Source organism: Paenibacillus sanfengchensis (genome assembly GCF_036864765.1).
GTDB lineage: Bacteria > Bacillota > Bacilli > Paenibacillales > Paenibacillaceae > Fontibacillus > Fontibacillus sanfengchensis.
The window spans coordinates 244,622-270,380 of sequence record NZ_JBAGJC010000005.1; the positions used below are offsets into that span (position 1 = coordinate 244,622).

Annotated in this window: 26 protein-coding genes and 1 other RNA gene; 3 read left to right on the forward strand and 24 right to left on the reverse strand. The window is 53.3% G+C overall.

The window, feature by feature from the left end; translation table 11 throughout:
* The first annotated feature begins 61 nt into the window (after positions 1 to 61).
* Positions 62 to 709: a YhcN/YlaJ family sporulation lipoprotein gene (locus V4U84_RS13045; protein WP_334077279.1), complete on the forward strand. Its 648-nt coding sequence runs from the start codon at positions 62 to 64 to the stop codon at positions 707 to 709.
* A gap of 43 nt (positions 710 to 752) precedes the next feature.
* Here V4U84_RS13045 and V4U84_RS13050 read toward each other — a convergent pair whose 3' ends face one another.
* The 6 genes from V4U84_RS13050 to V4U84_RS13075 form a co-directional block, all read right to left on the reverse strand.
* Complete coding sequence (locus V4U84_RS13050) at positions 753 to 1,205, reverse strand: pyridoxamine 5'-phosphate oxidase family protein (RefSeq protein ID WP_334071922.1); 453 nt, start codon at positions 1,203 to 1,205, stop codon at positions 753 to 755.
* Between the two features lie 76 nt (positions 1,206 to 1,281).
* Entirely contained in the window at positions 1,282 to 2,367 is a 1,086-nt protein-coding gene (locus V4U84_RS13055; RefSeq protein ID WP_334071923.1) for an LCP family protein, read from the reverse strand.
* A gap of 83 nt (positions 2,368 to 2,450) precedes the next feature.
* Positions 2,451 to 2,780, reverse strand: coding sequence for a YlaH-like family protein (locus V4U84_RS13060; protein WP_334071924.1), 330 nt, complete (start codon positions 2,778 to 2,780; stop codon positions 2,451 to 2,453).
* Between the two features lie 50 nt (positions 2,781 to 2,830).
* On the reverse strand, positions 2,831 to 4,672 hold the full coding sequence (gene typA, locus V4U84_RS13065; protein WP_334071925.1) for a translational GTPase TypA: 1,842 nt from the start codon (positions 4,670 to 4,672) through the stop codon (positions 2,831 to 2,833).
* Between the two features lie 164 nt (positions 4,673 to 4,836).
* Complete coding sequence (locus V4U84_RS13070) at positions 4,837 to 5,331, reverse strand: hypothetical protein (protein WP_334071926.1); 495 nt, start codon at positions 5,329 to 5,331, stop codon at positions 4,837 to 4,839.
* A gap of 164 nt (positions 5,332 to 5,495) precedes the next feature.
* Positions 5,496 to 6,155 carry a TerC family protein gene (locus tag V4U84_RS13075; RefSeq protein ID WP_334071927.1) on the reverse strand — a complete coding sequence of 220 codons (660 nt, stop codon included), beginning with the start codon at positions 6,153 to 6,155 and terminating at the stop codon, positions 5,496 to 5,498.
* 138 nt (positions 6,156 to 6,293) lie between these two features.
* Here V4U84_RS13075 and V4U84_RS13080 point away from each other — a divergent pair, with 138 nt between their 5' ends.
* Positions 6,294 to 7,004 (forward strand): TerC family protein, encoded by a 711-nt coding sequence (locus V4U84_RS13080; RefSeq protein WP_334071928.1) that lies wholly within the window; start codon positions 6,294 to 6,296, stop codon positions 7,002 to 7,004.
* Positions 7,005 to 7,071: 67 nt separating this feature from the next.
* Here V4U84_RS13080 and thiI read toward each other — a convergent pair whose 3' ends face one another.
* The 6 genes from thiI to V4U84_RS13110 form a co-directional block, all read right to left on the reverse strand.
* Complete coding sequence (thiI, locus tag V4U84_RS13085) at positions 7,072 to 8,310, reverse strand: tRNA uracil 4-sulfurtransferase ThiI (RefSeq protein WP_334072073.1); 1,239 nt, start codon at positions 8,308 to 8,310, stop codon at positions 7,072 to 7,074.
* Complete coding sequence (locus tag V4U84_RS13090; RefSeq protein WP_334071929.1) at positions 8,310 to 9,464, reverse strand: cysteine desulfurase family protein; 1,155 nt, start codon at positions 9,462 to 9,464, stop codon at positions 8,310 to 8,312. The genes thiI and V4U84_RS13090 overlap by 1 nt, the downstream gene beginning before the upstream one ends.
* Positions 9,465 to 9,605: 141 nt before the next feature.
* A complete protein-coding gene (locus V4U84_RS13095; RefSeq protein WP_334071930.1) occupies positions 9,606 to 10,361 on the reverse strand; it encodes a lytic transglycosylase domain-containing protein in 756 nt (251 codons plus the stop codon).
* A 162-nt stretch (positions 10,362 to 10,523) separates the two neighbouring features.
* Positions 10,524 to 10,925: a hypothetical protein gene (locus V4U84_RS13100; protein ID WP_334071931.1), complete on the reverse strand. Its 402-nt coding sequence runs from the start codon at positions 10,923 to 10,925 to the stop codon at positions 10,524 to 10,526.
* A gap of 28 nt (positions 10,926 to 10,953) precedes the next feature.
* Positions 10,954 to 11,202, reverse strand: a complete 249-nt coding sequence (locus V4U84_RS13105) for a DUF1540 domain-containing protein (RefSeq protein WP_334071932.1) — start codon at positions 11,200 to 11,202, stop codon at positions 10,954 to 10,956.
* 97 nt (positions 11,203 to 11,299) lie between these two features.
* The gene (locus V4U84_RS13110) at positions 11,300 to 11,794 is read right to left on the reverse strand and encodes a YpuI family protein (protein ID WP_334071933.1); all 495 of its coding nucleotides are present in this window, start codon (positions 11,792 to 11,794) and stop codon (positions 11,300 to 11,302) included.
* 180 nt (positions 11,795 to 11,974) lie between these two features.
* Between V4U84_RS13110 and V4U84_RS13115 the strand changes: the two genes are divergently transcribed.
* On the forward strand, positions 11,975 to 13,855 hold the full coding sequence (locus V4U84_RS13115; RefSeq protein ID WP_334071934.1) for a S8 family peptidase: 1,881 nt from the start codon (positions 11,975 to 11,977) through the stop codon (positions 13,853 to 13,855).
* 82 nt (positions 13,856 to 13,937) lie between these two features.
* On the opposite strand, the gene rnpB is transcribed toward V4U84_RS13115, so the two are convergent.
* The 12 genes from rnpB to cdd all read right to left on the reverse strand — a co-directional run bounded on the left by rnpB (position 13,938) and on the right by cdd (position 25,735).
* An RNA gene (gene rnpB, locus V4U84_RS13120) (RNase P RNA component class A) lies at positions 13,938 to 14,341 on the reverse strand.
* A 63-nt stretch (positions 14,342 to 14,404) separates the two neighbouring features.
* A complete protein-coding gene (locus tag V4U84_RS13125; protein WP_334071936.1) occupies positions 14,405 to 15,520 on the reverse strand; it encodes a Nif3-like dinuclear metal center hexameric protein in 1,116 nt (371 codons plus the stop codon).
* The gene (locus V4U84_RS13130; RefSeq protein ID WP_334071937.1) at positions 15,496 to 16,257 is read right to left on the reverse strand and encodes a tRNA (adenine(22)-N(1))-methyltransferase; all 762 of its coding nucleotides are present in this window, start codon (positions 16,255 to 16,257) and stop codon (positions 15,496 to 15,498) included. The genes V4U84_RS13125 and V4U84_RS13130 overlap by 25 nt, the downstream gene beginning before the upstream one ends.
* 205 nt (positions 16,258 to 16,462) lie before the next feature.
* Positions 16,463 to 17,596: an RNA polymerase sigma factor RpoD gene (gene rpoD, locus V4U84_RS13135; protein WP_334071938.1), complete on the reverse strand. Its 1,134-nt coding sequence runs from the start codon at positions 17,594 to 17,596 to the stop codon at positions 16,463 to 16,465.
* 42 nt (positions 17,597 to 17,638) lie between these two features.
* The gene (gene dnaG / locus V4U84_RS13140; protein WP_334077280.1) at positions 17,639 to 19,462 is read right to left on the reverse strand and encodes a DNA primase; all 1,824 of its coding nucleotides are present in this window, start codon (positions 19,460 to 19,462) and stop codon (positions 17,639 to 17,641) included.
* Positions 19,463 to 19,510: 48 nt separating this feature from the next.
* Positions 19,511 to 19,966 carry a YaiI/YqxD family protein gene (locus tag V4U84_RS13145; RefSeq protein WP_334071940.1) on the reverse strand — a complete coding sequence of 152 codons (456 nt, stop codon included), beginning with the start codon at positions 19,964 to 19,966 and terminating at the stop codon, positions 19,511 to 19,513.
* 30 nt (positions 19,967 to 19,996) lie between these two features.
* Entirely contained in the window at positions 19,997 to 22,075 is a 2,079-nt protein-coding gene (glyS, locus tag V4U84_RS13150; protein WP_334077281.1) for a glycine--tRNA ligase subunit beta, read from the reverse strand.
* The gene (gene glyQ, locus V4U84_RS13155; RefSeq protein WP_334071942.1) at positions 22,068 to 22,955 is read right to left on the reverse strand and encodes a glycine--tRNA ligase subunit alpha; all 888 of its coding nucleotides are present in this window, start codon (positions 22,953 to 22,955) and stop codon (positions 22,068 to 22,070) included. The genes glyS and glyQ overlap by 8 nt, the downstream gene beginning before the upstream one ends.
* A gap of 371 nt (positions 22,956 to 23,326) precedes the next feature.
* A complete protein-coding gene (gene recO / locus V4U84_RS13160) occupies positions 23,327 to 24,076 on the reverse strand; it encodes a DNA repair protein RecO (protein ID WP_334071944.1) in 750 nt (249 codons plus the stop codon).
* Positions 24,077 to 24,139: 63 nt separating this feature from the next.
* Positions 24,140 to 24,286 carry a YqzL family protein gene (locus V4U84_RS13165; RefSeq protein ID WP_334071945.1) on the reverse strand — a complete coding sequence of 49 codons (147 nt, stop codon included), beginning with the start codon at positions 24,284 to 24,286 and terminating at the stop codon, positions 24,140 to 24,142.
* A 116-nt stretch (positions 24,287 to 24,402) separates the two neighbouring features.
* A complete protein-coding gene (gene era / locus V4U84_RS13170; protein ID WP_334071946.1) occupies positions 24,403 to 25,305 on the reverse strand; it encodes a GTPase Era in 903 nt (300 codons plus the stop codon).
* Positions 25,306 to 25,336: 31 nt separating this feature from the next.
* On the reverse strand, positions 25,337 to 25,735 hold the full coding sequence (cdd, locus tag V4U84_RS13175) for a cytidine deaminase (RefSeq protein ID WP_416367243.1): 399 nt from the start codon (positions 25,733 to 25,735) through the stop codon (positions 25,337 to 25,339).
* Positions 25,736 to 25,759 lie beyond the last annotated feature (24 nt).

Consider the following 25,759-nt stretch of genomic DNA (forward strand, 5'->3'; position numbering starts at 1 on the left):
TCCGGGAAATGTTATTGGATAGAGGTAGTCAGATCCCTACTTGAAAGGACGGTTCAGCTTTATGCGAATATGGCTGTGTTTGTTAACGACGATGTTTCTGCTTACCAGCTGCGCCATAGGTTCTAGAAACGCATCACCCTCTCCTCAGGATCAAACGCAAACGAACCAGGTTCGGATGCAAGGCGGCAACGAAGTGGGAAATGGAGTTAGGAAAAATAACGTAAACGGAACGATGTCGCAACAAGATCGTCAAGTTCATTTGGAAGAGCTCGTAAAACGTATCCCCGGCGTACGGGACGCCCATTGCGTCATTATGGGCAATACCGCGATCGTCGGCATCGATGTGGACGCCAAGCTGGAACGGGCCCGGGTCGGAAGCATTAAGTACGCGGCGGCGGAAGCGCTGCGCAAAGACCCGAACGGAGCCGGAGCGATCGTCACCGCCGATATCGATCTCAACCAGCGGATCACCGAGATTGGCAACAAAATCTCAAATGGTCAACCGCTTGCCGGATTTGCGACCGAGCTGGCGGACATTATCGGGCGAATCGTTCCGCAAATGCCCGGCGATACGCGCCCTCGGGAGGGCCAAAATCCCGGCGACACCGGGAATCCTGGCGATCGCACGAACCAAAACGTGCCGGGAAATAACCGGACCGCTCCACAAACTGGAACCCAGCGGCAAATGAACATGGCTCCCGGCAGATAACGACCGGAGATGTCCAAAAGAAAAAGCCCAGCGAAAAAAATCGCTAGGCTTTTTTCATAGCGGCAAAAACCTGGTTGTCCAGCATTTCCGCCGCACGCTGATCATAGACCTTGGCATAGGCCGGTGCGGACGCAAGCTGTGCTCCGTAAAACAGCGCATTGCGAACCGCATCGATTTTCAGATCGAAGCAGCACATTTTGAAGGGGACCCCTTCGAGCGGGTCCTGAACCACTTTCGTTTTGCCGTTAATCGCATAGATCGTTTCTTCCCCAAACACAGTAACCGTAATTCTCGGATGGGCCACGATGTTGCGAACCAGCCTGGATCGGTGATCCAGCGCAAAACGCAGGGTGGAGTAATCCAGGGCATAAATCCAGGAAATCGCGCTGGAGGTCGGACCGCCGGTTTCTTCATCCACCGTGCTTAATAGTACGAAGGTTTCAGATTGAAATGCGGTGTACAAGGCTTCAGACAATTGGGTAACGAGTTCGGACATAAGCGCCAGCCCTCCTGTAATACAAATTACTTATATCAATTGTATTATATCATTGCCGAAAACTTGCATTCAATCGTTACTCGCCCGCTTGTACATCTTCGGATTTCTCTTCCGCGGCCCCCGCCGGCTTCGTTCCGGCCAGCTCGTCCTTCAGCGCCAGTTTCGCCTTATCAAACTCTTCCTCGCTTAAATAAACATAGGGGCTCTTCCACCGTCCCGTGACCGGGACAAAATCCACGTTTTCTTTTGAAATATTCCAATAAGTGGCGATCAAGTTCTTCATTTGCTCGGATTCCAGATCGGTCTCCATATTCTTGCCGACGGATTCGATCACCTTGCCGGCTCCAAGCACGCCGTTCAGCGACTTGGCCTGGTCGATCAATGCGTGAAGCACTTCGTTTTGCCGCCGGTTCCGGTCGAAGTCATCGGAAGCTTTCGTTCTCGGCCTGCAATTCGATTTGCGGTACCGGACAAACCCAAGCGCATCTTCGCCGTTCAAGTGCTGCGGCCCTTCTTTCAAGTTAATGTCGGTGCCGTCGGCACTGTCACGGTAGCACATATTGGCGTCAACATTGACATCGACTCCCCCGAGCGCGTCAACCACATCGCGGAAACCCTGGAAATTCAGCACAGTCACATAATCAATCGGCAAATCGAAGTACTTGCCGATCATCGTCTGCATCTCCTGCTCCGCAGGGATGCCCGACTTCTTCTCAGCAGCCAGGAAATTCGGGTAATAGGCGTTCAACTTGTTCGGCCGGTAGCCGTCCAATTCAAGGAGTGTATCCCGCGGCAGCGAAACTACTGTGGCCGATTTCGTCTTCGGATTCATCGCCACCACCATCATGACATCGCTCAAATGCGTTCCTGTCTGTTTACGGTAGTCCGTACCGAGCAGCAGCATCGTAAGCGGCTTGACTTTGGCGGATCTTTCCGGGGCCACTTTGCCGGAGGTTCCGGTATCGTCTATAACTTTGTCTACGGTCAGATACAGATAACCGGCGTAAGCCCCCACCCCAACAACGGCAAAGATCATCAGGCTGAGCAGCACTTTCAAGAACGTTTTGCCGCCCGACTTTTTCTTTTTCCTCGGTTTTGTACTTTTGGATGTGCTCTTTTGGCTCTGCCCCCGTGGAGGCAACCCGCTGCGATCAGAACTCATGAATTATCACACCTGATTTCAAGTAAAATAGTCGTGTAAATAAGGACTTTTGCTCATTCAGCAAAAGTTACGTCTGTTTACGGCTACTCTTGTTTGTTCGCTGCCGTGCCTTGCGCCGACGCGGTGGCCGAGGCCGCTTCCTGCTTCCGTTTGCGGCGTCCTTCCACAAAGTAGCGGATCCGCACCATCAGCATCAGAACGACGGCGACAAGGAGACATTGAATAATCGGCAGTTTGTCGATCTGAAAAATCAGCAAAAGGAAAGACCCTATCGCCATCAGCACGTACAGAAAGATCTCCTTAAGTAGGGGAAGCTTCTGCCCCGTGCGAAACACTTTGTTGTACACGAAAATCACCAGGGCAAAAATTAACAGATACGAAATGACCGGATTTTGCGCAAACCAAGCTTGCAAGACGGGTCCCTCCTTCATGGTTACATTCATGAATTACCTATTAGGGAAGATCAAATATTGGCATCCGCATTTTTGCGGTGCTTCTCCGCACGCTCGCGTTCGCTCTTGTTCAGAATCTTCTTGCGAAGTCTGACCGATTTCGGCGTAACTTCGCAATATTCGTCATCGTTCAAATATTCCAGCGCCTGCTCCAGCGAGAAGAGCCGCGGGGTTTTCATTTTCACCGTTTCGTCTTTGGTCGCCGAGCGGACGTTGGTCAATTGCTTCTCTTTGCAAATATTGACGACGATGTCGTTATCGCGGTTATGCTCGCCGACGATCATCCCTTCATAAATCTCCGTCCCCGGTTCCACAAACAACGTGCCCCGGTCCTCAATCGAAAGAATGCCGTAGAGAGTGGAAACGCCGTTTTCGCTGGAAACCAGAACGCCTTCATGGCGTCCGCCGACCTGTCCGCCCACAAGCGGCCCATAGCTGTCGAACGCATGGTTCATCACGCCATAGCCGCGGGTCAAAGTCAGGAAATGCGTAGTGTATCCGATCAGACCGCGGGCCGGAATCAGGAACTCAAGCCGAACTTGTCCCGTCCCCGTGTTGATCATATTGACCATCTCCGCTTTTCGGGAGCCCAGGCTTTCCATGACGGCGCCCATGCTTTCCTCCGGCACATCGATCAGCAGGCGCTCAATCGGCTCCATTTTGACGCCGTCGATTTCCTTGACAATAACCTCCGGCTTGGAAACTTGGAGCTCATAGCCTTCCCGGCGCATATTCTCGATCAGAATGCCAAGATGCAGCTCGCCGCGGCCGGATACGATGAACGCGTCCGGGCTGTCCGTTTCGTCGACACGCAGCGAAACGTCAGTCTCCAGTTCTTTAAACAGACGCTCGCGCAGTTTCCGCGAGGTGACCCATTTGCCTTCGCGTCCCGCAAACGGACTGTTGTTCACGAGAAAGGTCATCTGCAGGGTAGGCTCATCGATTTTCAAAACCGGCAAGGCTTCCGGCTGATTCGGATCGGCGATCGTTTCCCCGATGTTGATGTCCTTGATTCCCGCGATCGCCACGATATCGCCGGCACCCGCTTCTTCGGTCTCCACCCGTTTCAAACCCTGGAAGCCGAACAGCTTTTCGATTCTCGCCGTCTTCTTGCCGCCATCGCGCGTCATTACCACCACGCTCTGACCTTGACGGATAATCCCGCGATTGACGCGGCCGATGGCGATCCGGCCCAAATATTCGTTGTAATCCATCAGCGTTACCAGGAACTGCAGCGGTTGGTCCACTTTCTCGGTCGGCGCCGGGATATGATCGACAATCGTCTCATATAAAGCAAGCATATTCTCGTCCTGCTTCTCCGGATCCAGACTGGAGGTTCCGTTGAGAGCGGACGCATAAACGACCGGGAATTCCAACTGCTCATCGTTAGCTTCGAGTTCGATGAACAAATCGAGAACTTCGTCGATGACTTCAGCCGGACGAGCGGCCGGACGGTCGATTTTGTTGACGACCACAATCGGTGTCAACTGATGCTCCAGCGCTTTGCGAAGCACGAACTTCGTTTGCGGCATACAGCCTTCGTAGGCATCGACTACGAGCAGAACGCCGTCGACCATTTTCATGATCCGTTCCACCTCGCCGCCGAAATCGGCGTGTCCCGGGGTGTCCACAATGTTGATCAAATAGTCTTTATACGTAATGGCGGTGTTCTTCGCCAGAATCGTAATCCCGCGTTCCCGTTCCAGATCATTCGAGTCCATCGCGCGTTCTTGAACGGCTTCGTTCTCCCGGTAAATTCCGGATTGCTGGAGGAGCTTGTCGACCAGAGTCGTTTTGCCGTGGTCGACGTGGGCAATAATCGCAATATTGCGAATGTTTTTTCTTTCATGCATGGGTTTTCTCCAAATCCTTTCATCTCTGTTTACTTATTTCCTAAAGCTTGGATCAGCTTGATTCACCACAAAACAAGCGTCGGATAATTCACATCACCGACGCTTGGACATATCCCCTATATTATACGCAAAATCGTGAAAATTTCAAGAACTTCTCTCCGCCATCACCAGTTGCGCCGGGTTTTGCCGCGGGCCGCAATCAACCAAATTCCGATCGCGATCAAGACGATGGCCACCACATATATTAGCGCCAGGGAAAACAACGTAAATCCGAAGCAGATAACCGAAACACCCGCTAAAATGACGGCCGCGAGCAGAACGCCGCTCTGGCGCATCTTCGAGAAATACTCATATTCATAAAGCCCCACCGCGATGCCGAGGATCAGCCCCGGCCAGGTATACTTAAACGTATGCCAGCCCCAGAAATTCGCTATGAAGAACAGAATACTGTAGACGACCAGAATGCCCCCCGGCAATAACAGCTCGGAAGGTCCTTTCCGCCAAAAATGCCAGAGGTGAAAAATAATCCCCGGAACCAGCAGAATCAAAGGCCAGAGCGCCTTGCCCAAAAAGCTGAATACCCCGAGCTTTCCCAGCAGGATGACGATACCTGCGGCCAAAATCAAAATTCCCGTCGTGAGCTTGTTGTTATCGGACATCCCATCACACACCTTCCAGATGACAATGAAGGACAGGCCGCAGCAAATTACGACATTTCCTTCTCATTCCAGTTTATCACGAACAAAGCAAAAAAAACCACTCTGCCGCCCTGGCGGAAGAATGATTTTTTGCAAGGATTTCCGTTTGTACAACGGGGTTGCAATTACCCGCGATTGGCATTATATTTATGAGCCCAGCCGAACATAATAACGAGCGCGGCCAGAACAAAAGGCAGCAGGTGGGACAGAGTCGGGACGATCGTCTCAAGAAGGCCTCCCAGCTTTGGATCATTGAGGAGCATTTCCCCTGCCGTGTATCCCAAAATTCCCGCTCCGGCATAGGTCAAAATCGGCAGTCGCTGCAGCCATTCCGCAATGAGATTGCTTCCCCATACCACGATCGGAATGCTGATGCCGATGCCGATCACTAGAATAGCCAGATCACCGTTGGCCAACGCCGCAATCGCAAGGACATTGTCCAGGCTCATTATAAAGTCGGCGGCCAGAATCGTTTGAACCGCCCTCCACAAGGTGCGCGCTTCTTTCACCCGGGTATCCTCCCCATGCGGCATAAGAAGCTTAAAGGCGATGCCGGCAAGCATCAGTCCTCCGGCCGCCTGGATGAAAGGTATTTGTAATATGATAACTGCAATCCAGGTCAACAGGCAGCGCAGCAGCACCGCGCCGAGGGCTCCCCACCAGACCGCCTGTTTGCGTTGGTTGTGGGGCAGGTCTTTGCTGGCCATGGCGATGACCAGGGCGTTGTCCCCGCTGAGCACCAGATTGATAATCAAAATCTCGGAAAGCAGAAGCAATTGTTCCACACGTATCCCCCCTTTAAAACATGTATGTCCCGAGGGGGCAAGCTATGCTTTTTCTTTTGTCGGTAATAAAAATCTGGACAAATGAATCCTTTTGGTTAAATAATTCGTATATACGTTTGTAGAGGAAGTGACCTTCAAGTGGAATTATTCAGTCCAGCATTTTTTCTCGCTCTGGTCAACATCATTTTTATCGATTTGATCCTGGCCGGGGACAACGCAATCGTCATCGGGATGGCGGCCCGAAAGCTTCCGCAAAGCGTTCAGAAGAAGGCGATTTTATACGGTACCGGCGGTGCCGTTTTACTTCGTATCCTGGCTACGCTGGTCGTGGTATGGCTCCTGCGCATTCCGTGGCTCTTGGCGGTGGGCGGCCTCATGCTCGTCTTCATCGCGTATAAAGTGCTCTCCGATGAAGGTGACCACGATTCCATCGAAGCCAAGGATTCGCTTTGGCCCGCTGTCCGCACGATCGTTATCGCCGACGCGGCGATGGGACTCGATAACGTAATTGCCGTCGCCGGGGCATCCGGGCAGCATATGATTCTCGTGGTGATCGGCCTGCTGATCAGCGTTCCGATTGTCATTTGGGGAAGCACCCTGTTTATCAAGCTGTTGACCTTATTTCCGTGGATCGCTTATGTTGGCGCCGGCGTTCTGGCTTACACCGCATCCCATATGATTACCGAAGAGCCGCATTTCCTGCACTTCTTTGAGGACAACCCTGTCATTCGCTACCTGTTCATTGCCCTGGTCGTGGCGGGGGTTCTATTGGCTGGCTATCTCAAGAAACAGAAACAGAAACAACGCAACGAAGAGAAGAAGGCCAAGTCGCACCCGGCAACCCGATAAAAAGCTGTGCAAAAAAAGAAAATCGCTCCCGAAAGCCAAATCAAGGTGGCCTTCGGGAGCGATTTTTTTAAAACCATTTTTCGGGAATAGCCGCCGTCTCTTCTTGGCCGGACTTCCGCTTGACCTCTTCATGCGGACGGATGACCAGCGTTTCCGTACCGTTTACGGCAGCTTCCACCTGCTCGGCGAGTTCCGTTAACCCGGCCTCAATCTTTTCCACAATCCGAAGGTTCGGATTCGTGGAGGGGGATTTCGGCACAAATAAAGTGCAGCAATCCTCATAGGGCAAAATCGACAGGTCGTACGTACCGATTTTTTTCGCGGTTTGAATAATCTCTTCCTTGTCATTCATAACGAGAGGACGAAGCAGCGGTAGATCGGTAGCCCGCCCGATGACATTCATGCTGGGCAATGTTTGGCTGGCCACTTGTCCCAGACTGTCGCCGGTCACAAGGGCAAGCGCACCACTTTGCTCGGCAAGCTTGGTGGCGATGCGGAGCATGGATCTCCGCATCAGCGTGATGATCAAATTCTCCTGCCCGGTTCGGGCCAGCGTCGTTTGAATCTCCGTGAACGGGACGAGATGCAGCCTGACCTGGCCGGCATAGCGGGACAGCACCTTGGCCAGCTCGATCACCTTCTCCTCGGCCCTCTTGCTCGTAAACGGGTAGCTGTGAAAATGCACGCACTCGATTTCAAGACCGCGGCGCATCGCGGACCACCCCGCGACCGGACTGTCAATTCCCCCGGAGAGCAGCAGCATCGCCTTGCCGTTCGTCCCCAACGGAAAGCCGCCCGCCCCTGGAATGACTTCGGAAAAGATATAAGCTCCCTGCTCCCGAACCTCCACGCGCAGCTCCACTTCCGGGTGGTGGACATCCACCTTGAGTTGCGGGGAGGACTGAAGCACCGGCCCTCCGATCAATCGGTTCATTTCCTGAGACCCGTAAGGGAACTCCTTCCAGACCCGCCGGGCATTCACCTTGAAGGGAATGGAACGGTCGGAAGGAAGTTCCTGTACAAAATCCTTGGCCACCGCAACGATCTCCTCCAGCCGGAGAGGTGCGATTTTAACCGGGCTGATGGAGTTCACGCCAAATACCTGTTTCAGCGCTTCGGCAATCTCCATCGCGGGCTCCCCGTTTAACCGGACATAAATCCGGCCGAACTCCCTTAAAATCTCCACCGCGGGATATGGGCGAAGCAAAGTTTTTATATGCATCAACGCCGCCTTTTCAAAGCGCGTGCGGTTTTTTCCCTTGAGTGTGATTTCTCCAAAACGGAGCAGCAGCATATCGTATGCGATCATGTTATGTTCTCTCCCTTTAAGTGTCGGACTCGGGCTACCGCTTTGTTCAGTGCGACAAGCAAGTCCTGAATATCCTGCTCGGTATGCTCATCGCCCAGACTGATGCGAATGCCCGAGTGGCAGATGTCCGGCGATTTCCCCATAGCCTGAAGAACGCGGCTGGGCTCGGCTTTCCTCGACGAGCATGCGGATTTGGTGGACACGAGAAAACCCTCCTCTTCCAGCATATGCAGCAAGGCCTCCGCTTTCATGCCGGGGTGGGAAAAATGCACGATGTGCGGCGCTCCTTCCGGAATCGAATTCATCTTAAGCTCGGGCAGCCGCGAAATTCCTTCCATTAGCATCGCCTTGAGCCGCTCCAACCTTTGCGAAACCGCCGGTTCCGCAGCCTTCGTCATTCGAATCGCCTTGGCCATCCCGACGATATAAGGGATGTTCTCCGTCCCCGGACGAAGCTCCCCTTCCTGCCCTCCCCCCGTCAATAGAGGAAAAAGCGTTACACCATCACGGACATAAAGAAGCCCGATTCCTTTCGGCCCTCTTATTTTATGCGCTGACAGACTATATAAATCAATGCCGCTCCCCTTGAGGGACAACGCGGCCTTTCCGAATCCCTGAACACCGTCCACATGAAACAGTACCCGGGGATACTTCTTTTTCAGCATGCTGCCGATTTCAGCCACCGGCTGCACGCACCCCGTTTCATTATTGACATGCATCACGGAAACCAGAACCGTGTCCGTCTTAACAGCTTTCGCCACTTGCTCCCCTGTGATTCTTCCCGCCGCGTCGACTTCCAGATAGGTTACCTCCCAGCCCTGGCGTTCCAGCTGTTTGAAGGATTCAAACACGGAAGGATGCTCCGTCTTTGTCGTGATCAAATGTTTCCCCCGGCTCATCCACTGCAGGGCGGCGCCTTTAATCGCCATGTTGTTGCTTTCGGTAGCCCCGGAGGTAAAAACGATCTCTCCGGCTTGGACTCCCAAAGCTTCCGCGCAAACCTCTCTCGCCTTCCGCAACAAGCGGGCGCTTTCTTCGCCGTAACGGTGCAAAGAGGATGGATTCCCGTAGTGGGCGGACATCACCTCGGTGATCGTTCGGACGACCTCCTCATAGGGAGGTGTCGTTGCCGCGTAATCGAAATATTTCATGTATATCCCCCCTGAAGAATGTCCCATGTTAAAAAGACCAAAAGGAAAAACGCGCTCTCCGTTCAGGCGTTCTTCCTTCTGATCTTCCTTAGAGAAACCCGCTAATAAAAAGCGGGTGCTGCGACTATCCAGTTTCCCCAATCAGCCTCTAACTTCGTACTTTGAGCGGGCGGCCGCGATTTTGCCGATATAGTTCTGCGTTTCCCGCGGCAGCAGGTGCAGCTTCTCCATCAACTCCGCGTCATTGGAAATCCCCAATCTTTGCAGTCTTCCCGGACCTGCGTTGTATGCGGCCAGCGCCGTATTCTCGTTCCCGCCAAAACGTTTGAGTTGGTTGGCCAGGTACCGCGTTCCCCCATCGATGTTCTGGGCCGGATCAAAAGGATTGCTGACCCCTAGCCCGGCGGCGGTTCCATCCATCAGCTGCATCAGCCCTTTGGCCCCCGCGGACGATACGGCTTCCGGATTAAAGGAGGATTCCGTTTCAATCACCGCTTTGATCAAGCTTTCGGACACGCCGTATTTCCGGCTGGCCATGGCGATCAATTCGTCCAAATCCCCGCCAAGCCGCGGGGGTTTACCCGTAAAGGATACCGGTGCCGACTCGGAAGGCTGCACGGTCGCCTCCACAGCCTGATCTCCGCCTGCCGGCAGCGTCTGCCACAGCATGCCATCGTAACTGTCCCCATAGGCCAAAGCGGTGGCGGTCAAGGAGTCAGCCGCATCATTCATTGACGAAGATTCTCCCTCTGCCATCATCATCTCTTTCAGCAATATATCAAACAAGGAGCCCTGGCTGTCCACCGTGTTTCCCTTTTCCGAATTCCCTTGTAAATCCAACTCGCTTCTCGTTTGAAGCTGAATTAACTGTCCCATGGTTCGCGGATCGATTTGCATGTAAATAAAACTCCTCTTCTACGCTCAAAAGGTATTATTCCTATATTTTACACGGGAACCGGAAACTTGACCACCCATTTTATCGGAATTTGCAAAAATAACTCGAATCGATAAAAGGCCGGCGTCTTTCGACGTCAGCCTGAAAACGGAGTTTTACGGAAATTAGCGGGTAAACGGAATAAGGACGAAATAGCTTAACGTGGCGACGATACCTAGGCCGATGGCCCAGGCGCCCGAGGTTTTATTTCCCTGGCTGTAAGCGTAAAAGCCCATCACGGCAGCCAGCGGCCCCAAAATAATGGACCACATGAAAAGGGATGCGATCCCGAGCCCAACGCCCACATATCCGACGGTTCTCCCGGCACCTGCCGTTTGGGCTTGGTTCCGGTCTGCGGCTCTAACGCCCCCCGCTTCCGTCCGCTCCGATAAAGTCTCTCGATTGGCGACGGTTCTTATGGGCGCGACTTCGGCGGCATACTCTTCCTTATGCGTTTTTCTGGGATAATCCACACGCTTTTTGGAAGACTCCGGGTATTTCGTTTTCCCCTTGATTCGATCAGTCATCACAGCACCTCCTGAAATTAGGTAGCCCTTAGGATGATTTTGGCTTAAACGTGTGACAGCAAGTCGCTGAGGACGATGCAGCTTCGTCCCGATGATCGGTGTCGAAGGACTCACCGGCAAACTCGGCATTGTAACGGGCATCGGCGTGCTTGTCGATATCGATCATAATTAAGTCCGCCTTACAAACGTTTTGTTCTCCCCAGTAAGAGCAATTGGACACACTACATTTAACAATGGGTTTATCCCCGTTTGGCATTTTGATCACCTCACAGATCATTGTCCCCGGTCCCCGGTTGGCCTATGCGCCTCCCGTTTTGTCAAATTCATGCAACAAAAAAAGATGCCTGACCGGCATCTTGGAAATGGCTTAACCGTTATTTGCTCCGCATCCGGAGCTGTGTCAGATAATCGCTTTCATAATAAGTTAATTCATCCCGCAGTTCCTCGTACACTTTGGAAATGTCCAAAATAATGTCCCGGGCCGCGCGCACCGGTTTCTTACGGAACCGAATCGCGTCTTTACCGGTATAGGCATATCGCCCGTCTTCGGAATAGCTTTCATTTTTCGGGTAAAAAAAGGCGTTTACGCAATCGTGATAAACATGATAAAGCGTTTTTTCGGCGGATTCCGCATCAAATGTTCCCCGCCGCAGTATAATTCCCAACTTTTCCTGCCACACCTCTGAGAAAACGAGTAAATGCCGCAGATCGGCCATGAATCCCCGATAAAAATGAGCGGTCTCTTCATCCTGGCCTTCCGCCAGCTGTGGCAACGTCGTATGGTTAAGGAAGGTTTCCATTTGGCCGATTGCCAATTTCAATCGTTCTTTCGCACTCGCACATAGTTGCTGGATACTGGTTTGTGACATGGTTCCCATACTCCCTCTCCCCTGAGCCGTCAGGTTTCGGCGCCTTATAGTTTGTCCCCGGGTCCATCGTACCATAAAATCGGTGAAAGCGGTATCCTCAGGTATGAACGAGGGAATAAAACGCCCGGTATTACCTCATTCTATGCATAACACGATAATGCCTGTAAGGAGGAACTTCTGATGAAATGGCAGAGATGGGCCGCACTGGCTCTGGCGGGAGTTGGGGCCGTTGCCCTGTACAACCTGGTTCCGGACACGGCCCCTCCTGTTCCCCCCAACCCCGGAAAGGGAGCTCGGGTCGAGGCGGCTCAGGAGCAAAAGCTGAAGAAAACGATGCTGCATCGGGATATGAAGGCAACGGAAAAACTGGCGAGACTGGATGCGAAACGGCATCTCAAAAGTATGGCGGGCCAATGGCCGGCCGCGTCACAGGCAGAGCGTTTGCGAACAGCCCGGAATCTGCAACAAGACCATTTGCAGTTCCTCTCTCTAAGGTGGCGGTCCGGGGAACAGGAACAAGAAATCCGCGGCAAATCCTTCCGTCCGGAACAACAAGATTTCAAGCAGTTGAACGGATATCTGGGCTTTGCCCGCAAAGCGCTGCAAAAAGGCCGGGCTTATGAATCCCCCGCCTTTCCAAGCGGTAACCCTAAGTATTTCGTCCTCGCCGAGCCTTCCGGACAAACCGGAGAAGGGATCATTGCAGTGATGGATACGGGGATTTTACGGCGCGTACAAGAACATCAGAACAAAAACCTGCGCCTGATCCCGTATCCGAAAGAAGGAAAGTACAAAATCGAATCTGCCCATGCGGACACCTTACGGGATATAACCGTAAAAACCGGCCATGACAACGAAAAAGCCAGTCATTATTATGAGAATGAAATTGTCGTGACATTCGGGCAGACGCCTTCCGCCCGGGAGCTTACGAAAATGCAATCCGATCTCCGGTGCAAACCGGCACGAACCATCGGACGGACCTATATCTTCCGGTCAGAGACGATGAATATGCAGCAGCTCCACGACTATTTTCAAAAGAATTGGAAGCCGAATTACATGGAACCTCATTACCTGTACCTCACCAATGAAAATGAGACCGGCCTTGCGGATGAGCAGCACCCCGAGATTCCCAACGATTTGCTGTTTTCGGAATATCAATGGAACCTTCCCATCATTGAAACCAATCGGGGATGGACGCTGTCCAAAGGCAGCGATGATGTGATCGTCGCGGTAGTCGATACCGGCGTGGACCTGGATCATCCCGACCTTCAAGGGCGATTGCTGCAAGGCTATAACGTCGTTGCACCGGAAGAAGCGCCTTCGGATGATGTCGGACATGGCACGCACGTGGCGGGAATCATCTCGGCCAACGTGAATAATAACGAAGGCATTGCCGGAATGATGTGGGGCGGTAAAATCCTCCCGGTCAAAGCTTTGGACAGCACGGGTTCCGGTACCACCTATTCCGTGGCGCAAGGGATTATTTGGGCCACGGATCACGGAGCCAAGGTGATCAATATGAGCCTGGGCAATTATGCCGACTCTCAGTTTCTGCACGAAGCGATCAAATATGCCTTTGACCGGGATGTCGTGCTGATCGCGGCCACGGGGAATGACAACACGGAGCGTCCGGGTTACCCGGCCGCCTATCCCGAAGTGCTGTCCGTCTCTGCGACCGATTTTCAACAGCAGCGCGCCTCCTTCTCCAACTACGGAGATTACGTGGATGTAATGGCCCCGGGCGAAAGCATTGCAAGCACGTATCCCGGCAACCAATACGCGGCTTTGTCCGGCACCTCCATGGCCAGTCCCCATGTTTCGGCACTGGCGGCTTTGATCCGTTCGATTAACCCGGATCTGAAGAACACCGAGGTGATGGATATTATCCGCAGCAATGTCATTGACCTTGGCGACGCCGGACACGATAAATACTTCGGTTACGGACAAATCGACGTGTTTGCGGCGTTGGAGGCTGCGGGAGGCGGAAACGACGCTCCCCTTCAGTTCTGGCCCCAGTCGATGCAGCGCAAGGTCGACAAGATTTTCAAGGAAGGCAAGTAACAAAAAAAAGAGGCTGTCCTGAGCATACGCGCTCGGGACAGCCTCTCTGTACAGTTATAGAAGTAAAAAACAAGGTTGCAGTGATGAAAGTTTGCCGTAAGCCGGGTTCTGTACTCTTTGCGGTAAAACGGGAACTACCCTCCCGCGTTGAGCGACAATCATCTATCTAGGCCGCACATTACTGGGCGGCTCCAGCGACCAACCCGGACGCGCCTCGGGCTAAGGCTGCTTCGCGAAGAAGCTGCGTCCCATTAGGTCTTGCTCCAGGTGGGGTTTACCAGGAACGAAGTCACCAGCGTTCCTCGGGGTCTCTTACACCTCGGTTCCATCCTTGCCTGTGCACGCTTTGCAGCGGCCATCGGCGGTCCGTTTCTGTGGCACTATCCTTCGGCTCGCGCCGACTGGACGTTATCCAGCACCCTGCCCTATGGAGCCCGGACTTTCCTCCCGCGGCTTAAAGCCGCCGGCGATTGTCTGTCAAACTTTCGAAGGCAACACTTGATAGTATACAGGGATTGAAGAGGAATCACAAGTATGAAACTGCAGGAATTACAGGAAAATAAACGGCTCCGTTTGGATTTCGGAGGCATGCACGGCCGTACTGTACTTTTGTTCCGCAAGTTTCTCCTTCAGCCAGGAGGCAACCTTGGACTTCATGATTTTCTCCGCATTGTGACCGGGGTCGATCAGCGTCATACCGGCCATCTCCGCATCCTGAGCCGTATGATAATCGATATCCCCCGTGACGAGCACATCCGCTCCCCGGAACATCGCCGCCTTCCAATAACGGCCCCCCGAGCCGCCAAGCACCGCCGCTTTTTTGATCTGACGGTTCAAATCGCCCACTACGCGAACCTTAGGAACATGCAGCCTCTCCTTCACCCGCTGTACAAATTGCTCCAAAGTAACGGTCGTATCCAGCGGGCCGACTCTCCCCAGTCCAAAGGTTCGGCCTTTGAGATCCATCGGGTACAAGTCGTAAGCCACCTCTTCATAGGGATGGCTTTTCAGCATGGCTTGGATGACTTTGTTCCGGATGCTTTGCGGCACTACGGTTTCAAGGCGGATCTCCTCCGCTCTCTCCATTTTCCCCTGCTGGCCGATAAACGGATCGGTCCCCTCGCCGGGAATGAACGTACCGTAACCTTCGATGTTGAAGCTGCAGTGGCTGTAATTGCCGATCGCTCCCGCTCCGGCGTTAAGTACGGCATCCAGTACCCGTTCATGGTGATCCTTCGGCACGAAAACGACGAGCTTGTACAGATGGTCGGTATGAATGTCCTCCAAAGGGCCGCTGCTTCGGATCCCTAGCGCTTCCGCCATCCAGTCGTTCATTCCGCCCTCGGTAACATCCAGATTGGTATGGGCTACGTAGACGGCGATGTCGTTCTTAATAAGCTTCTCGTAGACTTTCCCCATCGGTGTGTCGCTTTGCAGATTGGCGAGCGGACGGTAAATGATCGCATGATGGGCGATGATCAGATTGGCCCCTAGCCGAATCGCTTCATCCACCACCGCTTCATTCACGTCGAGCGCGGTAAGCACGCCGGTGATCTCCTTTTGCAGACTTCCGAGCTGCAGTCCGATTTTATCGCCCTCCATGGCGACATGTTTGGGAGCAAGCTGCTCCATGATCTGAATTACGGTTTGACCTTCGGCAAGCATGCCAACACCTCCTTAAGCTGATAAATCCGGCTTGTCAATTCCGCTTCCTTCCCGCGCGCAGTCTCTTGTGTGGAGGCGGCGACGGACTGGCGTATCCTATCCAGCTTCGCGATTTCCGAACGCCACTTGGCCACCCACACTTCCGTTGGAGCCATTGTCAACCGCGGGCCCATCAGCAGTTGAAGTTCCTGTGAGAGCGATACGGAGCAGCCGGGAATGCGTCGTTCCTGATACAAAGCCTTATTCAACTCGTCAGCATCCGCAGCGCGTTCCGCCGTAAGAATTTCATAGATCTTTCCGTCTTCCTCCAAAATGGCTTCATCAGTCAAGTACCAACCGTTCTCCACCAGCCACCGCCGAACGAGTTCCTCCCCCACGTTGGGCTGGAGCACCAAGCGCGTCACTCCGGTCAACTTTTCCCGTCCCTGCGTCAATATCGCAGCGATTAAGGCTCCGCCCATCCCGGCGATCGTAACGCAATCGACCTCGCCCGGCGCGATCACGGCCAAGCCGTCACCTTTCCTTACCGAGATGCGGCTGCTTTCCCCGGCCTCGGCAACCTGCCGCTTGGCCGCTTCCAGCGGACCCTCATTGACCTCCCCGGCTACGGCGAACGCAGCGATACCGTTTTGCACGGCGTAAACGGGCAGCAACGCATGATCCGAGCCGATATCCGCCATCCTGCAGCCTGCTGGGAGCCGGTCGGCGATTTGTTGTAGTCTGGCCGAAAGTTTCATGTAAAAGCCTTCACATCCTTTTTTACCCTATATTCTGATCCAGCAGCTCCGGTCCGCCGCCTTTCTTAATTTGCAATGGCACCGGAAAAGAGCTAAAATAAATAACAATAAATCATAAAGAAGGAAATAATTCCCGAAGTTCAGAACGCGCCCCGTCAGCGAAAAAAAAGACCTTGCTGCTTGCTGCAGAAGGTCGGTTCCACGCTTATTCGAGAAAATCCTTCAGCCGTTTGCTGCGGCTTGGATGGCGCAATTTGCGGAGCGCTTTGGCTTCGATTTGGCGAATTCTTTCCCGTGTAACGCCGAATACTTTGCCCACTTCCTCCAGCGTTCTCGTTCGTCCGTCGTCCAATCCGAAACGCAGGCGAAGTACGTTCTCTTCCCGTTCGGTCAGCGTGTCAAGAACATCCTCCAATTGCTCCTTCAGAAGCTCGTATGCGGCGGCATCCGCCGGCGCCAAGGCTTCCTGGTCTTCAATAAAGTCGCCCAAATGGGAATCGTCCTCTTCCCCGATCGGTGTTTCCAGCGAAACCGGCTCTTGGGCGATCTTCATTATTTCCCGTACTTTCTCTACGCTGAGTTCCATCTCGGCGGCGATTTCTTCCGGCGTCGGTTCCCGTCCGAGCTCCTGCAGCAGCTGTCTGGATACACGGATCAATTTGTTAATGGTCTCCACCATATGAACCGGAATACGTATCGTTCTTGCCTGGTCGGCGATAGCCCGGGTAATAGCCTGGCGTATCCACCAGGTAGCATAGGTACTGAACTTGAAGCCCTTTCTGTAGTCGAATTTCTCTACGGCTTTAATCAGACCCATGTTTCCTTCCTGAATCAGGTCGAGGAACAACATCCCCCGGCCCACATAGCGTTTGGCAATACTGACGACGAGACGCAGATTCGCCTCGGCCAGACGCCGCTTGGCCTCTTCATCGCCGTTCTCGATGCGCTTGGCCAACTCCAGTTCATCGTCCCCGGTAAGCAAGGGAACCCTGCCGATTTCCTTTAGATACATCCGGACCGGATCATTGATTTTTATGCCGGGAGGCAAGGTCAGGTCATCTTCAAAACCGAATTCGTCCCTGCCTGAATCCCGACCTTCCTCATCATGATTCCGGTTGGTTAACTCCTCGTCGCTGTCGCCGGTAATGTCGATGCCCAAGTCCGCCAAATGTTCAAAAAACTCGTCCATTTGCTCCGGATCCTGTTCGAAGGGTGAGAGCTTCTCCATGATTTCTTTGTACGTTAACGAAGACCTCTTTTTTCCTTGTTCGATCAGACGGTCTTTCACCTGGTCGAGAGTTAGTTCCGTTTCTAGTTCAGTATGTTGATCATTCGTCATTCCTGGCTCCCTCCTCCCTAGAAACATCGAAAGTCCTTCCTCTTACTGTCTCTCTAGGGCAATAATCTCACTTGCAATTTGGGCCGCACGCAAAAAATCGCCGGCTTTCTCGGCCGCAACCATTTCTTCTTTTTTGCGCTTGATTTGTTGCTGGAGAGGTACTTTTTGAATCTCTCTTATACAATCATCGAGCTCCTGGGTGCTCCATTCCCGGGGCGTCTCCATCATGGCGATGGAGATGACGGTCTGCTCCAGCCGTTCATCCTGCAGCGATGAAATGAACCTGCTCGCATCCGGGGCCTTCTCTTGCGCATAATAGGCGTATAGATAAGCAGCGATCGCCGCATGATCTTCGATGTTAAATTGGTCCCCGAGCCGTTCCCCGACGTAACGGGCAACCTCGTCATCCTGAAGCATAAAGGAAAGCAGCCTGCGTTCCGCAACATGATAAGCGGGCAATAAAACCGGCATTGATGCCTGCCCCTTTTTATGCCTACCATTATTCCACCTTTTGGTCTTATTATCCCCGGGCGGGTTCTTTTTTTGCATGGCTTGGCGCAATTCGTTGCATTCCTGCTTCAAACTGTCGAAGGAAACCTGGAGATCGGAGGATAACTCCTTTAAGTAAATCTCCCGCTCCGTAGGCGACGGCAATGGCGCAATCACTTCGAGCGCTTCCTTGATGTAGGCTACCTTTCCGTCTTCCTCTAGCAGTATATGGTTTTTTTTCAGATATATAAGCTTAAATTTGACGGATGAAACAGCCCCGTCCAGGATCTGATGCCTAAAGCGCTCGCCCCCGTATTTCCGGATAAATTCGTCCGGATCCAGTCCTTCGGGAAGCAGGGCAATTTTCGTCACAAAGCCGATCGCTTCCAATATCGGGATGCTCTTCAAAGCCGCGGCTTGTCCCGCATTGTCACCGTCGTAGCAAACGATCACCTCGTCGGCAAGCCCCCTCATCATGGAGGCATGGCTTTCGGTCAACGCCGTTCCCATCGTGGCCACGCCGTTATGAACTCCCGTCTCCCAGGCGCTGATCACATCGCCGTATCCCTCGAAAAGGACGAATTGCCGGCTCTTCCGGATTTCGGATTTGGCCTGGTGAAGATTGTACAGCGTCCTGCTTTTGCTAAACAGCTTGCTTTCCGGCGAATTCAAGTACTTGGGCTGACCTTCTCCCAGCACCCGTCCAGCGAAGCCAATGACTTTACCGTTCCTGTTATGCAGAGGAAAAATAATACGGTCCCGAAAACGGTCGACATATCCGCTTCCGTCCTGCTTGGCGGAGATCAGACCGCCCTTCTCCATCGTTCCCAGATCAAAAGAACGCTTCTCCAAAAATTGGACCAGCGTATCCCAACGCGCCGGCGCATAACCGATTTGGAACGTGTCGATGGCTTTGTCCGTAAATCCGCGATTCTTCAAATACTCCATAGCGGGTTTCCCATGCTCGGTATTCATCAGCAAAAAATGGTACAGCTTGGAGCTCCACTCATTGGCTTGCAGCTGTTGTTCCAATTCAAGATTTCTAGGTGCAGCTCCTTGGCCTCCGCCCCCGAAATCAAACGGAATATGGGCTTCCTCGGCCATCATCCGGACTGCCTCCGGGAAGGTTAGACCTTCGATCTCCATACGGAACTTAATCGCGTTGCCGCCCTTGCCGCAGCCGTAACAATGAAAAATTTGCCGATCGGGCGTCACCGTAAAAGAAGGGGTCTTCTCGGAGTGGAACGGACAGAGCCCCTTCATGTATTTGCCCTGTTTAGTCAGATGAACGTGCTTGCCGACCGTGTCGACGATATCGTGCTGCCGCAAGACCGCCTCGATGACTTCCTCCGGGATCGTGCCTCGTCCGGTATTCATCCAAACCACCTTCATCTTTCATAACACGTAAATAGTTATTCGATAAAATTACCCATTCTCCTGCAAATCTCGCAAAAGTTTTACCAATACCTCGGCAAAATGCGTCCTGTCTTCATCGGTAAAAGGCTTTGGGCCTTTTAAATAGCGGCCTCCGCGCCGCGCCTTGGCATGATGATGGCGGCGTTCGAGCAAATAATCAATATTCCCCGGGTGATAAATATCGCCCCGGGGAGACATGGTTTTGCAAGATTTGGCAATGGCCAGCGCCGCAAGACCATAGTCTTGCGTAATGACGATATCGCCTCTCGCAATATGGTTGGCAATGTACAGATCGGCGCTCTGCTGGCTTCGGTCCACCTGGACAACTTCCACGCCTTCGCTTTCGCGCAGCACATGGTCGTATGAAGAAACCATCAGAACCTTGATGCCAAAGCGCCGCGCCGCCTCCGCAATTTCGGTTTTGACGGGACAGGAGTCTCCGTCAACGACGATACGCGTATTCACAGACTCCCGCTCCTTCCTTCAGCCCTTCTATTATGCCCAAACCAGCTTGCCGAAGTCGGCAAACGCCTTGAGATCTTCATCGATCGCCGCCAGTAAGGCCAGCCGGTTGGTACGGATTTCCTCATTTTCCGCCATAACCATAACCGCATCAAAAAACACGGTGATGGCTTCCTTCAATTCACCCAGCTTCCGCAGCGCCGCCGCAGTGTTCCGGGCATCAAGCAGGGCCCGGTATTCGCCGCTCACGCCGCGCCATTTCTCATAGAGGGCTTTTTCCGCCGGATCTTCAAGCAGATCGGAGCGGACTTTTACGGCGGAGGCCTTGGCGGCCAGGTTGCTGACGCGTCCGAACGATTCCACCGTCGTCTTAAAGTCATCCTGACCGTTTACGGCATCCATCAGAGCGGCCCCGCGCGATACGACGGACACCACATCTTCATACCCCGCCGCCATAACGGCGTCCACCACATCGTAACGCAGAGTGTCGGACAGAGTTTTTCTGACGCGTAAGCCAAAGAACTCCATCAAGTCCTTCATAATCTCATCGCCGGAGCTCTTCAGCTCATGGAAGTGCTGATGCGTTTCCAGGGCGATGGCGAAGACATCCGTCAGCCGGAGCGAAAGCTTGTGCTCCAAAATAATCTGTACGATGCCGGCAGCCTGACGGCGCAGGCCGTAAGGGTCCTGCGAGCCGGTCGGAATAATGCCGATCGAGAAGCATCCGGCGATCGTATCGATCTTGTCGGCGATGCTCACGATGCTTCCCACAGACGAGGCCGGCACGGCATCTCCAGCGAAACGCGGCTGGTAGTGCTCGAAAATCCCTCGCGCCACCGCTTCCGATTCTCCGGCTTTGCGGGCGTAATCTTCACCCATGACCCCTTGCAATTCCGGGAACTCGTAGACCATTTGCGTGACAAGGTCGAATTTGCAAATTTCCGCCGTCCGGTTGACCGCTTCCGCCTCGCCCGTATCGATGCCGAGCAAAGCGGTGAGCTTCTCCGCATTGCGGCGGATGCGGCGGACCTTGTCGCCCACGGTGCCCAGCTCTTCGTGGAACACAATGCTCTCGAGCTTCGACAGCGCGTCCTTGATTTCCAGCTTTTGGTCCTCTTCATAGAAGAATTTCGCGTCGGACAATCTGGCGCGCAGCACCTTCTCGTTACCCCGGGCGATGATATCCAGGGAGCGGGCATCGCCGTTGCGAACCGTGACGAAGAAAGGCAGCAGCTCCCCTTGGCCCTTCAAGACAGGGAAATAGCGCTGATGCTCGCGCATGGAGGTAATCAACACCTCCTGCGGAATCTGGAGGAACGACTCCTCGAACTTGCCGAACAGTACGGTCGGCGTTTCCACGAGGAACAGCACCTCTTCCAGCAGGTCGTCCTTCACGGCGATATTCCAGCCCTTTTCTTCCGCCAAGGCCTCGATCTGGCGTTTGATCATGTCTTCCCGTTCATTAACGTCGGCGATGACGTGCTGCCCACGCAGTGTTTCCACATAAGCGGCCGGTTCCGCGATCACAGTCTCCTGTCCAAGGAAACGATGGCCGCGCGTTACGTTGCCGGCTTTAACCCCGGCGATCTCAAGCTCGATAACTTCATCGCCGAATAAAGCCACCATCCAGCGGATCGGACGGACGAATTTGAAATCGTGGCTTCCCCAACGCATATTTTTCGGAAAATTCATCGCCTGGAGAATTCCTTGCAGCCCCCCGGCCACAAGCGATTTCGTCTCCACCCCTGCCCGGCTCTTGCTAACGTAAATGTATTCCGTTCCGCCGAGTTCCTTGAACGTAAATTGCTCGGGATCTACGCCTTGACTGCGGGCAAATCCCAGCGCCGCTTTACTCCAGGCGCCGCTCTCGTCCAAAGCGATTTTACGGGAAGGCCCCTTGACTTCTTCATGGACATCTTCCTGTTTCTCCGCTACCCTTTTCACAAGCACCGCCAGACGGCGAGGTGTAGCGTAACTCTCGATCGAGCCGTAAGGAATCACAGATTCCTCCAGCCATTTCTCCATGCGTTCCTTCAGTTGCTCCATGGCCGCGCGAATAAAGCGGGCCGGCATTTCTTCCATGCCGATTTCGAACAAAAGATCTTTAGTCACGGACAACGCCCCCTTTCTGCAGCATCGGGAATCCGAGCTTTTCACGTTCCTCCAGGTAGGTTGCCGCTACCTGACGGGCGAGATTGCGCACCCGCGTAATATACCCGGTCCGTTCCGTTACGCTGATCGCCCCGCGGGCATCCAGAAGGTTGAAGGTATGCGAACATTTCAGGACATAATCGTAAGCCGGGAACACGAGATGCTGCTCCATCGCTTTGTTCGCTTCCTGTTCATACATATTGAACAAAGTGAACAGCATTTTTACATCGGAAATCTCAAACGTGTATTTCGAATGCTCAAATTCGGGCTGGTGAAATACGTCGCCATAGCTGGTGCCGTCCACCCATTCCAGATCGAAGACGTTCTCCTTGTCCTGGATATAAGAAGCCAGACGCTCCATACCGTACGTAATTTCCACGGCCACAGGATTCGTTTCGATCCCGCCAACCTGTTGGAAATACGTAAACTGCGTAATCTCCATACCGTCGAGCCAAACTTCCCAGCCAAGTCCCCAAGCCCCGAGGCCCGGATGCTCCCAGTTGTCCTCCACGAAGCGGATATCATGCTCCAGCGCGTTGATGCCCAACCGATTCAAGCTCTCCAGATAAATTTCTTGAATATTGTCCGGCGAAGGTTTCAGGATCACCTGAAACTGATGATGCTGATACAGCCGGTTCGGGTTTTCCCCATAGCGGCCGTCCGCCGGACGGCGGGAAGGCTCCACGTAGGCTACGTTCCATGGCTCCGGCCCGATGGAACGCAGAAAGGTCATCGGATTGAGCGTTCCCGCTCCTTTTTCCACATCATACGGTTGCACGATGATACAGTTTTGTTCCGACCAGAACTGCTGCAGGGTCAAGATCATTTGCTGAAAATTCATGAACCACAACTCCTTTACACTTGGTTATGCCGAATCAGCGGGGAGAACCGGGACGCCAAAAAAAGCCCCCGCCTCTACGCCTGCTGTCAGACGTAGGGACGAGAGCTTGCTCCCGCGGTTCCACCCTACTTGATTTGCGAAAGGCACAAGTTACCCGGCCTTACCTCAAATCCGCTTTTCACGTTCATTTTCCCATGCTCCCGGGGCGCCGTTTCATGAGTCCTTCCGTCCGGGCTTGCACTCTCCCCGGCTCGCTGCAGCGGTGTCGTTCCCATTACTCTTTCCCGTTCAACACATGAGTTCCCCATAAATCCGCTATTCAAAATCATGGAGAAAATTCTCATTTATAATATCTGATTTTGCGAGCTTCGTCAAATCTCGTATTTGTCCAATTGATCCAAAAATTGACGCGACTTAAGCCGAAGGCCGAGCTGCATGTCCATAAAATGGCGCATGACGGTTTTCAGCTCCTGTTTCGTTGCATCCTTTACTTCGATGTTACCGAGCCTTCTTAAATCCATTCTTTCGAACAGCGACAGCAGTTTAAAAGTGCCCGGCGAAATTTGCAGTGCCGCCGGGTCATGATGACGGCAGGACCGGCACAGTTTGCCTCCCAGCCGCGGACTGACGGTCAGTTGATCATCGGTACGGCCGCAGGAAATGCAGGCCTCAAACGACGGGCCGTAACCGGCTGCCTGCAATATTTTCATTTCGAACAAATGGATTACGATTTGCGGATCTTTACCGGCCGACAACCCTTCCAGACACGCCTTAAGCTGGGTAAACCAGAAGCTGCCCACCTCTTCGTCCTGCAAGGTTTTGTCCAATAGCTCGCAAGCATACGAGGCATAGGCCGCCAGAAACAAATCCTCGCGCAGCGTTGCATGAGCATCGATCAACTCCCCGGCGTTCAGCGTCCCAAGGCCGCTGTTTTGCCGGAAAAACACATATTCCCCATAGGTAAATAGCTGAGTCAACGCCCCATGCCGGCTCTTGATTTTTTTCGCCCCGCGTACCAATACCCCGATCTTTCCGTGGGTTTCCGTGCACAACGTGATGATTTTATTTCCCTCGCCGTAGTCCATGCTGCGGATGACAATGCCTTCCACCCTGTATAGCATGCCTCTTCCCCCAAGCTTGACCTGTTTCAATACAGAGCTGTTCTAGACATTCAGGAACATCTCTCAGAACTGTTCGACCGTCTCCTCCTCGGCAGACAGTTCTTCCGCCGCCGCAACTTCCTCATCGGAATTGCCGCTGGCTTCTTTATACAGCAAGTAAGCATCGACATCTCCAGTCATCGCAAAATACTTCCACGAAAAATCTCGCATTCGTATTCACCCTTTCTTCGGAAATGACGCGTGCATCTTCAAAGAATAGGATGTGCGAGCGCGAGCGAACTATGCGTTGCAATTACTCCCAGTATAAAGCACTCTCCGTCCAGAACTTACGCATCCCGGTGAAACCCGAGATCCTTCAGAATCCGCTCCTGGTTGCGCCAATCTTTCTTGACTTTTACCCACAACTCCAGGAAAATCTTCGATCCCAGCAAATTTTCGATGTCTTGTCTGGCCAGCTTGCCTACTTCTTTCAGCAGGGAACCTTGCTTTCCGATGATGATTCCCTTTTGCGAATCCCGCTCCACAAAGATGACCGCCGAAATGTAGACGACTCCATTGTCTTCCACTCTCATGTCTTCGATCGTCACAGCGATCGAGTGCGGTACCTCTTCCCGAGTGAGATGGAGAATTTTCTCCCGAATGAGCTCGGCGCAGACGAACTGCTCGGGGTGATCGGTTACCTGGTCTTCGGGGTAATATTGCGGACCTTCCGGCAAATACTTGCCGATCTGTTCAATCAAGGTATTCACGTTATTCCCGAGCTTGGCCGAAATCGGCACAATCTCCGCGAAATCATAAAGCTTCCGGTATTCTTCAATAATCGGGAGCAGTTCCTCCGGTTGAATGCGGTCTATTTTGTTCAGCACCAAAATTACCGGAGTGCGCACATCCTTCAGCCGTTCGATGATAAACCGGTCTCCGCCGCCCAATCCTTCCGCGGTATCGACCAGGAATAAAACGGCCTCGACTTCGCCGAGCGTGTTAAGCGCCGTAGTGTTCATATAATCGCCGAGCTTGGACTGTCGTTTATGGATCCCTGGGGTATCCAGAAAAACGACTTGCATTTCCTCGGACGTATATACGCCGTGTATTTTGTTTCGCGTCGTCTGCGGCTTGTCCGACATGATTGCGATCTTCTGACCGATAATCTGGTTCATCAGCGTGGACTTTCCGACATTCGGCCGGCCCACGATCGCGACAAATCCGGATTTGAATTTATTTTTCGCCATGATGTTAGTCCTTTCCGTTTATTCGCCAGAGTTACAGATCCGACGAGCTGAAGTAGAAGGGCAGCAGCTCCGCAACGGTCGTCTCGCGGATCTCTCCCTTAAGGTTTCCAAGGATGACCGGCATATCCGGCCCGCACAGCTCCAGCATCACCTGACGGCATACGCCGCAGGGCGCGATCGGTCCGTCGGTGTCTCCTACAATAGCCATCGCTTGAAACGTTCCCGGCTTTAGGCCGTCGGCAATGGCCCGGAACATCGCGGTCCGCTCCGCGCAATTGGTCGGCGAATAAGCGGCGTTCTCAATGTTGCAGCCATGATGAACATGTCCGTTTTGGTCCAACAGAGCGGCCCCGACCCCAAATCCCGAATACGGAATATAGGCTGTGGCGCGAGCTTTGATCGCTTCCTGAAGCAGTTGACTGTGATTCATTCTCTCATCTCCTTGTTTACAGGT

Bases quoted from the DNA above. Each gene is read 5' to 3' on its own strand.
- V4U84_RS13045 (WP_334077279.1), top strand. From the start codon at position 62: ATGCGAATATGGCTGTGTTTGTTAACGACGATGTTTCTGCTTACCAGC.
- V4U84_RS13050 (WP_334071922.1), bottom strand. From the start codon at position 1,205: ATGTCCGAACTCGTTACCCAATTGTCTGAAGCCTTGTACACCGCATTT.
- V4U84_RS13055 (WP_334071923.1), bottom strand. From the start codon at position 2,367: ATGAGTTCTGATCGCAGCGGGTTGCCTCCACGGGGGCAGAGCCAAAAG.
- typA (WP_334071925.1), bottom strand. From the start codon at position 4,672: ATGCATGAAAGAAAAAACATTCGCAATATTGCGATTATTGCCCACGTC.
- V4U84_RS13070 (WP_334071926.1), bottom strand. From the start codon at position 5,331: ATGTCCGATAACAACAAGCTCACGACGGGAATTTTGATTTTGGCCGCA.
- V4U84_RS13090 (WP_334071929.1), bottom strand. From the start codon at position 9,464: ATGAAATATTTCGATTACGCGGCAACGACACCTCCCTATGAGGAGGTC.
- V4U84_RS13095 (WP_334071930.1), bottom strand. From the start codon at position 10,361: ATGCAAATCGATCCGCGAACCATGGGACAGTTAATTCAGCTTCAAACG.
- V4U84_RS13100 (WP_334071931.1), bottom strand. From the start codon at position 10,925: ATGACTGATCGAATCAAGGGGAAAACGAAATACCCGGAGTCTTCCAAA.
- V4U84_RS13105 (WP_334071932.1), bottom strand. From the start codon at position 11,202: ATGATCTGTGAGGTGATCAAAATGCCAAACGGGGATAAACCCATTGTT.
- V4U84_RS13110 (WP_334071933.1), bottom strand. From the start codon at position 11,794: ATGTCACAAACCAGTATCCAGCAACTATGTGCGAGTGCGAAAGAACGA.
- V4U84_RS13115 (WP_334071934.1), top strand. From the start codon at position 11,975: ATGAAATGGCAGAGATGGGCCGCACTGGCTCTGGCGGGAGTTGGGGCC.
- V4U84_RS13125 (WP_334071936.1), bottom strand. From the start codon at position 15,520: ATGCTTGCCGAAGGTCAAACCGTAATTCAGATCATGGAGCAGCTTGCT.
- V4U84_RS13130 (WP_334071937.1), bottom strand. From the start codon at position 16,257: ATGAAACTTTCGGCCAGACTACAACAAATCGCCGACCGGCTCCCAGCA.
- rpoD (WP_334071938.1), bottom strand. From the start codon at position 17,596: ATGACGAATGATCAACATACTGAACTAGAAACGGAACTAACTCTCGAC.
- dnaG (WP_334077280.1), bottom strand. From the start codon at position 19,462: ATGAATACCGGACGAGGCACGATCCCGGAGGAAGTCATCGAGGCGGTC.
- glyQ (WP_334071942.1), bottom strand. From the start codon at position 22,955: ATGAATTTTCAGCAAATGATCTTGACCCTGCAGCAGTTCTGGTCGGAA.
- recO (WP_334071944.1), bottom strand. From the start codon at position 24,076: ATGCTATACAGGGTGGAAGGCATTGTCATCCGCAGCATGGACTACGGC.
- V4U84_RS13165 (WP_334071945.1), bottom strand. From the start codon at position 24,286: ATGCGAGATTTTTCGTGGAAGTATTTTGCGATGACTGGAGATGTCGAT.
- era (WP_334071946.1), bottom strand. From the start codon at position 25,305: ATGGCGAAAAATAAATTCAAATCCGGATTTGTCGCGATCGTGGGCCGG.
- cdd (WP_416367243.1), bottom strand. From the start codon at position 25,735: ATGAATCACAGTCAACTGCTTCAGGAAGCGATCAAAGCTCGCGCCACA.